This is a genomic window from Candidatus Competibacter phosphatis, from assembly GCF_012939995.1.
Taxonomy (GTDB): domain Bacteria; phylum Pseudomonadota; class Gammaproteobacteria; order Competibacterales; family Competibacteraceae; genus Competibacter; species Competibacter phosphatis.
The window spans coordinates 44,187-51,326 of sequence record NZ_SPMZ01000054.1; the positions used below are offsets into that span (position 1 = coordinate 44,187).

Annotated in this window: 6 protein-coding genes; all 6 read left to right on the plus strand. The window is 52.5% G+C overall.

Features of this window, described 5'->3' with window-relative positions; translation table 11 throughout:
- The first annotated feature begins 4 nt into the window (after nucleotides 1-4).
- Nucleotides 5-2,008 carry an acyl CoA:acetate/3-ketoacid CoA transferase gene (locus tag E4P82_RS16245; protein WP_169249862.1) on the plus strand — a complete coding sequence of 668 codons (2,004 nt, stop codon included), beginning with the start codon at nucleotides 5-7 and terminating at the stop codon, nucleotides 2,006-2,008.
- A gap of 212 nt (nucleotides 2,009-2,220) precedes the next feature.
- Complete coding sequence (locus E4P82_RS16250; RefSeq protein ID WP_169249863.1) at nucleotides 2,221-2,514, plus strand: hypothetical protein; 294 nt, start codon at nucleotides 2,221-2,223, stop codon at nucleotides 2,512-2,514.
- 1,486 nt (nucleotides 2,515-4,000) lie between these two features.
- A complete protein-coding gene (locus E4P82_RS16255) occupies nucleotides 4,001-4,771 on the plus strand; it encodes an alpha/beta hydrolase (RefSeq protein ID WP_169249864.1) in 771 nt (256 codons plus the stop codon).
- Between the two features lie 147 nt (nucleotides 4,772-4,918).
- Complete coding sequence (pyrC, locus tag E4P82_RS16260) at nucleotides 4,919-5,950, plus strand: dihydroorotase (RefSeq protein WP_169249865.1); 1,032 nt, start codon at nucleotides 4,919-4,921, stop codon at nucleotides 5,948-5,950.
- 277 nt (nucleotides 5,951-6,227) lie between these two features.
- The gene (locus E4P82_RS16265) at nucleotides 6,228-6,488 is read left to right on the plus strand and encodes a hypothetical protein (protein ID WP_169249866.1); all 261 of its coding nucleotides are present in this window, start codon (nucleotides 6,228-6,230) and stop codon (nucleotides 6,486-6,488) included.
- Nucleotides 6,489-6,874: 386 nt separating this feature from the next.
- A partial coding sequence (locus E4P82_RS16270; protein WP_246327633.1) for a transposase occupies nucleotides 6,875-7,140 on the plus strand: 266 nt, incomplete at its 3' end.

Genomic DNA, 7,140 nt, shown 5'->3' on the forward strand with positions numbered 1-7,140 from the left:
TCTCATGCCGCATCCCCTGCTCACCTCCCTGCACATTCCCGAACGCGGCAAGGTCGTCAATGCCCGCGAGGCCGTAAGTCTGATCCGTCCCGGCGACACGGTGGCCACCAGCGGCTTTGTCGGCACCGGCTTCGCCGAGAATATCGCCCGCGCCGTGGAGGAACTGTATCTGACCCCCGACGTACCGATGCTGGACAAACCTCGCGATCTGACCCTGGTCTACGCCGCTGGCCAAGGCGACGGTAAAACTCGTGGCCTCAATCACTTCGGCCACGAAGGGCTGGTCAAGCGCATCATCGGCGGGCATTGGGGACTGGTGCCGAAGCTGCAAGCACTGGCGGTGGACAACAAGATCGAAGCCTGGAACCTGCCGCAAGGCGTGATCACCCATCTGTACCGCGATATCGCCGCCGGCAAGCCGGGGACCTTGACCCGGGTCGGGCTGGGTACCTTCGTCGATCCGCGCCACGGCGGTGGCAAGCTCAACACCCGCACCGAGGCGGATCTGATCGAACTGATGGTAATCGGCGGTCAGGAATATCTGTTTTACAAGGCGTTTCCGATCAATGTCGGCATCATCCGCGCCACCACCGCCGACGTCGACGGCAATCTGACGATGGAAAAGGAGGCGCTGACGCTAGAATCGCTGGCCATCGCCATGGCGGCACGCAATTCCGGCGGCATCGTCATCGCCCAGGTGGAGCGAGTGGCCGAGCACGGTTTCCTGCGACCCAAGGATGTGCGGGTGCCGGGTATTCTGGTGGATTGCATCGTGGTCGCTCCGCCGGAACATCACTGGCAAACCTTCGCCACTCAATACAACCCCGCGTTTTCCGGCGAGATCAAGGTGCCGCTGGCCTCGATCGCGCCGATGCCGATGAGCGAACGCAAGATCATCGCCCGTCGTTCGGCGCTGGAACTGACGATGAACGCCATCGTCAATCTCGGCATCGGCATGCCGGAGGGCGTGGCCAGCATCGCCGCCGAGGAGAAGATCATCGATCTGCTGACCCTGACCGCCGAACCGGGCGTGGTGGGCGGCATTCCCGCCGGCGGGCTGGATTTCGGCGCCGCCACCAATGTCCAGGCGATCATCGATCAGCCCAACCAGTTCGATTTCTACGACGGCGGCGGGCTGGACATCGCGGTGCTGGGGCTGGCTCAGGTCGACCGGCAGGGCAATCTCAACGTTTCGAAATTCGGCCCGCGCATCGCCGGCGCCGGCGGCTTCATCAACATCAGTCAGAATGCCCGGAAGGTGGTGTTCGCCGGCACATTCACGGCCGGTGGGCTGGATATCACGGTGGAGGACGGTCAGTTACACATCCAGCGCGACGGCGGCACCGCCAAGTTCATCGAAGCGGTCGAGCAACGCACTTTCAGCGGCGAGGTCGCCTATCGCGGCAAGCAGCCGGTGCTGTACGTGACCGAACGGGCGGTGTTCCGTTTGACCCAGGAAGGGCCGGAACTGATCGAGATCGCGCCGGGGGTCGATCTGGAGCGCGACGTGCTGGCAAAGATGGGATTTCGACCCGCCATCAGCCCTCAACTCAAGCTCATGGATGCCCGCATTTTCCAGGAAGGACCGATGGGCCTGCACGACCTGCTGGCGGTGCGGCCACTCGATCAGCGTCTGTCCTACGATCCGGTCAAAAACCGATTTTTCCTGAATTTCGAGGGCCTGGCGATCCGCAGCCACGAGGATATCGAACGCATCCGGGCGGCGGTGCGCAACCGGATCGAACCGTTGGGCAAGAAGGTATTCGCGATCGTCAACTACGATAATTTCTCGATCACCCCGGAACTGATGCAGGAATATATGGACATGGTGAGCGACGTGGTTCAGCTCTACTTGAGCGTGACCCGCTACACCACCAACACCTTTCTGCGAGCCCAGCTTGGCGATGCCCTGCGCCAGCGCGATCTTGCGCCTCAGCTTTACGAGACCGCTGCCGAGGCAGCGGCGCGGCTCGATCCCTCCAAGGCATCCAACAAGGGGAGCGCCTGAGCAACCACGCGGGCCAGCCATCCAGGGTGGTGCGTTGGCCCGTATCTTTCGTGTCATCTATCCGAAACAGTGCCCTGGAATTTCGTGACCGCTACGCTAAAGTTGCACTATATCATGCGGAAACTGTTTATCACCCCCCCGCTCGGAGTTCGTTATAAGAACCTATCTACCTCTACGGTAGAACTGATGACTCCTCTCCAAGGAAGAGCTGCATGTTATATGAAACCACACAATCATCTAGAGCATCCACACAAAGTAATTTGATCGTTTTTTTAAACCATGAAGATTCAAGATGCAATTTCGCTAGCGATAGAGAACGTAAAGAAAAGAAGGTTCTTACAGACATAGAAATCTTTGCAAGACCATTTGAACTTGAAATGATTAAAGACAAGATACTTGATCAGATAAAACAAGAGATCAAAGAATCGTTCAAGCAAAATAATTTAAAATCACTAAAGGTCTCGCCAATCGGGCACGTACTATTTCCAAAAAAAGGAACTATTTGATTTTCGAAAATGTGCACATATACAGCCATTAGATGAAATGAAATATTTGGCTTTAGTATTGCAGCTAGCTGATAAAAGTAGAAAAAAATGCGGATCAACAAGAGCAAAAAAACATATTTTTTTCCTATAGATTCTCCCCACAAAAAAGGATACCTATTTGATCCTAACTATAACTACACATCATTTTCGAGAGCATGTTTTCAAAAAAAAATCTAAAAAAATAAAAAAATATAAAATGTTGTAGTTTTCATGTGATATTTCTTAATTTTTTATGACCGCCTAAATCTCCATCGCCTTGAATGCATTCTTTCTTCGTGTCCAGATGCAGATAAAAAAAAGTGGTGTCACAAATAAAACGAGCTTCTTTTTATTTTGGTCAAACCGAGATTCATATGGATTACCTGTTGGATCTAATGCGAGCAGAATTCTTTCTGAAGCATCCTTGATAGAGGTAGATAATTATCTAATTTCGCAAAAAATCGANTTTTTGCCGATTTGTTGATGACTATAGGATTTTTTGCAAAAGACTCAGCAACCGCTCACCATTGGTTATCACTACTTGTTGATCGTCTTAGCAAAGAAGGTTTGTTTATTAATACCAGCAAGACTGAAATTAAGGATGTCTCAGAATTAAAAAGACGAGGAAGACTTAACAGCAACTATCCTTGCTTCAGAAGAGACGCCATCAGTTGAAGAAAGCATTCTAAATTCTAAATTTAATATACCTAAAATCATCCGAGGATACTCTGGACTCATTCCAACAAAGTTTCGCAAGTTAACAAAAAGGCGAATCTGAAAAACTACTGTCTATTGACACGGAGCAATTGCTTATTGAAATCCAAAAAATCAATAAGTAATTGAACCAAAAAAAGTTTGTTCAATTAGCCAAAGCCAGTATAGCCCAAGAAAAAATCTTATATTTTGACTCAATTGGTTTCACTGCTAAATAATTTTCCTCAGTTTATACCGTATATTCTAGATATCATTTGTAAGCACGAAAATCTATTTTCTGGCGATGAAGTTATTGATATCACTAATCAGCTAAAAAAAATGGTTAATAGCTGGCGAGGCTTCTGAATTCATTCTTGTGTATATTGTTCGTTTTTTTTGGTAGTGGGCGATTCAAGAACAAGCCCATCTTATTCGAATATTTTCGCAAGTTACGCAGAAACGCAGGCAGTTATATTGGCAGATCAGTTTTAGAGCAATTAGAGCCGCTAGTTAATAGAGGTGAAGTACTTGAAATAAGAGACTATTACTCAAGGGCTGACCTATGGGAAAAAAGGCAAATCGCAAAAATGGTGGATATTCATATCACTCAAGGTGAAAAGCGACCATTTTTCAAGAATATCCTCTCTCTTGAAGAGGACATTTTCTTAAATAATACTCTTGAATTCTTTAGCAAAAATATCTAATAACGTGTTTTGCTATCGGATAATTTTCTCGCCAAGCTTATAATTTACCGACAAGCTCTGTTTTAACCCTAATGTCACGCACCATGCTCACACTGGCAACCAGTGTCACGTTTATCTATCTCGGATTATGCGCCGCCCTGTTCATTTTTCAGCGTTCACTGATCTACTTTCCGCAACCACGATCGCTTGACCGTGGCGTGGTCATGATCACCTTGCAAGTAGACGGAGCCAAGGTGCTCGTCACCACCCGCCCGCACAACGGCCCGAATGCGCTCATCTACTTCGGCGGCAACGCGGAGGATGTCTCCTTCAACCTGCCCAGCCTTGCAACGGCCTTCCCCGACCACGCCATCTACTTGATGCACTACCGAGGTTACGGAGGCAGTTCAGGCAAACCTTCCGAAGCCGCACTCTTCGCCGATGCTCTCGCTCTGTTCGATCAGATCCGTACCGAGCACCCGAACATCGTGGTCGTGGGCCGTAGTCTGGGCAGCGGCGTCGCGGTTCACTTAGCCAGTCTGCGACCCGTTGCCCGCCTGGTCCTTGTCACCCCTTTCGACAGCATCCAAGAACTCGCCGCACACCAGTTTCCGTACTTACCTGTGCGTTGGCTGCTGCTGGACAAGTTCGAATCCTGGAAATACGCGGCGCGGGTCGACGCCCCGACGCTTGTCATGGCAGCCGAACACGATGAAGTCATTCCACGCACCAGCACCGAATCGCTATTCACAGCTTTTCGTGACGGAATTGCAGTACTGAAGATTGTCACCGGCACGAGCCACAACACCATTTCCGACAGTCCTGAATACATTCCGCTACTGCAAGGCCAGTCATCGAATTGACGATGTGTCGATCGAACTGGCGGTACCCACGGCAAGTTCCAAAGGCACCTAACCCACAGATGGCATGAGCCGGTACTTTGCGGTTTGCGGCAACCCGGAAGCTTATAATCCATCGCCGAACCGTCCTCGCCTCAACCGGAAACCCGCATGGATACTCTCACCCTCACCCGCCCCGACGACTGGCACCTGCACCTGCGTGACGGCTCGGCCCTCCGCGCGGTCGCGCCGCACAGTGCCCGCCAGTTCGCCCGCGCCATCGTCATGCCCAATCTGCGCCCGCCGGTAACGACGACCGAACAGGCGCTGGCCTACCGGGCGCGGATTCTGGACGCGATACCTGAAGGACTGGAATTCCAACCCCTGATGACGCTGTACCTGACCGACAACACCTCACCAGCCGAAATCGCTCGCGCCAAATCTTCCGGCCACATTCACGCCTGCAAGCTCTACCCGGCTGGCGCGACCACGAATTCCGATTCCGGCGTAACCGACGTCCGCAAAATCCATCCAGTGCTGGAAGCCATGCAGGCGCAAGGCTTACCGTTGTTGATCCACGGCGAAGTCACCGACCCGGATGTGGACATTTTCGACCGCGAAGCGGTGTTCATCGACCGGGTCTTGAACCCGATCGTTCGCGACTTTCCCGCGCTGAAAATCGTGCTGGAGCACATCACCACCCAGGATGCGGCGGACTACGTGCGGGCAGCGCCGGCCACGGTCGCGGCAACCATCACCGCCCATCACCTGCTCTACAACCGCAATGCCATCTTCCAGGGCGGCATCCGACCGCATTACTACTGTCTGCCAGTGCTCAAGCGCGAGCGCCACCGACAAGCGCTGATCAAAACCGCCACCAGTGGCGATCCCAAATTCTTCCTCGGCACCGACAGCGCCCCTCACCCACGTTCGGGCAAGGAAACCGCTTGCGGCTGTGCCGGTTGCTACACCGCCCACGCCGCGCTGGAGCTGTACGCCGAAACCTTCGACTCGGTCGGCGCACTGGATAAGCTGGAAGCCTTCACCAGCTTCCACGGCGCGGATTTTTACGGCCTGCCGCGCAACACGGGAACCATCACCCTGCACCGCCAACCGATGGTCGTACCCGCCTCCTTTCCATTCGACGACGACGAGCTGATCCCGCTACGAGCCGGAGAAATGCTGGCATGGCGTCTGGCGTAGGCATGTTCAGAATCGGCCAGTCGGCCCCGCCAATATGCGGCTTGCCAATAAGCCACTCTCATCCCAACTAATCTCAAATTAGTTTTATTACAGGCAACATTATTTCTCATCCCGAGAAACCGGTGACAGGATTCTTGTCGGCAATCAAACCAATAAAACCATTGATAATCATATAATTATGAATTTATAGCCGATTATCTTTCATCTTGGCATGGAGCCTGCTCTATTCAGGTCGTACAGAAACAAACTTTCCCAACCCTTTGAAGAGGACACGACCATGAGCACCACCACCATCCAAGACCTGGACCTGAGCAAGACCCTGGACCGTCAGGCCATGGCCAAACTGAGCGGCGGCTATACCTACACCGGTTCGACCACCACCAGCGGTTCCTGGAGCTTCGTCAGCCAGTGGACCCAGAACGGCGGCTTCAAGCAGATCGGCTTCATCAAGTACAAGGTCGACAAGCTGCACAAGAAGTATCAGCGCACCCAGACCAAGGTCGATCATTACGAGCAGTTGACGGTGGTGATCGGCTAAGACCCGCCTACCCTGCGGTATCGAACGGAGGCTCCTTCGGGGCCTCCGCTTCTACGTTTGTAGGGCACCGCGCGATCAGGGTAAGCCAATAAAGCACTTGGAAAAAGTTGATTCGGGAATCTGAAAATTCAGGGATGAAAGCGGACGATCTCCGCACCACCTTGCACAAGCTTAAGAAAACCAAAATCCGCGCTAATCCCTCCAATTAAATAAGCCGATGCGATTGGAATCGTTTTTCAGGATGAATCATTCCGTGCATTAAACCCATAGGTATGGACGCCGAGTACTTTTTGCAAATAGAGGAGGCCATCATGAGTTCTGGAATGGTAATGCCCCACGAATTTCTTCCATAAGAAGTCAAACTGAAGAGACTTTTAGTGGAGGTCATGATGGGGAAGCAACGCAAGAGTTGGAGCGTTGAGGAAAAATTAGCAATCATGCTGGCAGTCTTGAGCGAGCGTCAAAGCGTGGCGGAGATTGCTCGCCAGCACGGGGTCAACGAAAACCAGGTCTACCGGTGGAAAGAGCAATTTCTGGCGGCGGGTCGCCAAGGATTAAACGGTGCGAAGGCACAGACGGCGGATCAGCGACTGGAAGCGGAGAATAGCCAATTGAAGAAGCTGCTGGGCGAGAAAGCGACTGGGAGATGGAG

Excerpts from the sequence above, each read along its gene's own strand:
- E4P82_RS16245 (WP_169249862.1), top strand. The coding sequence starts at position 5 with ATGCCGCATCCCCTGCTCACCTCCCTGCACATTCCCGAACGCGGCAAG.
- E4P82_RS16250 (WP_169249863.1), top strand. The coding sequence starts at position 2,221 with ATGTTATATGAAACCACACAATCATCTAGAGCATCCACACAAAGTAAT.
- E4P82_RS16255 (WP_169249864.1), top strand. The coding sequence starts at position 4,001 with ATGTCACGCACCATGCTCACACTGGCAACCAGTGTCACGTTTATCTAT.
- pyrC (WP_169249865.1), top strand. The coding sequence starts at position 4,919 with ATGGATACTCTCACCCTCACCCGCCCCGACGACTGGCACCTGCACCTG.
- E4P82_RS16265 (WP_169249866.1), top strand. The coding sequence starts at position 6,228 with ATGAGCACCACCACCATCCAAGACCTGGACCTGAGCAAGACCCTGGAC.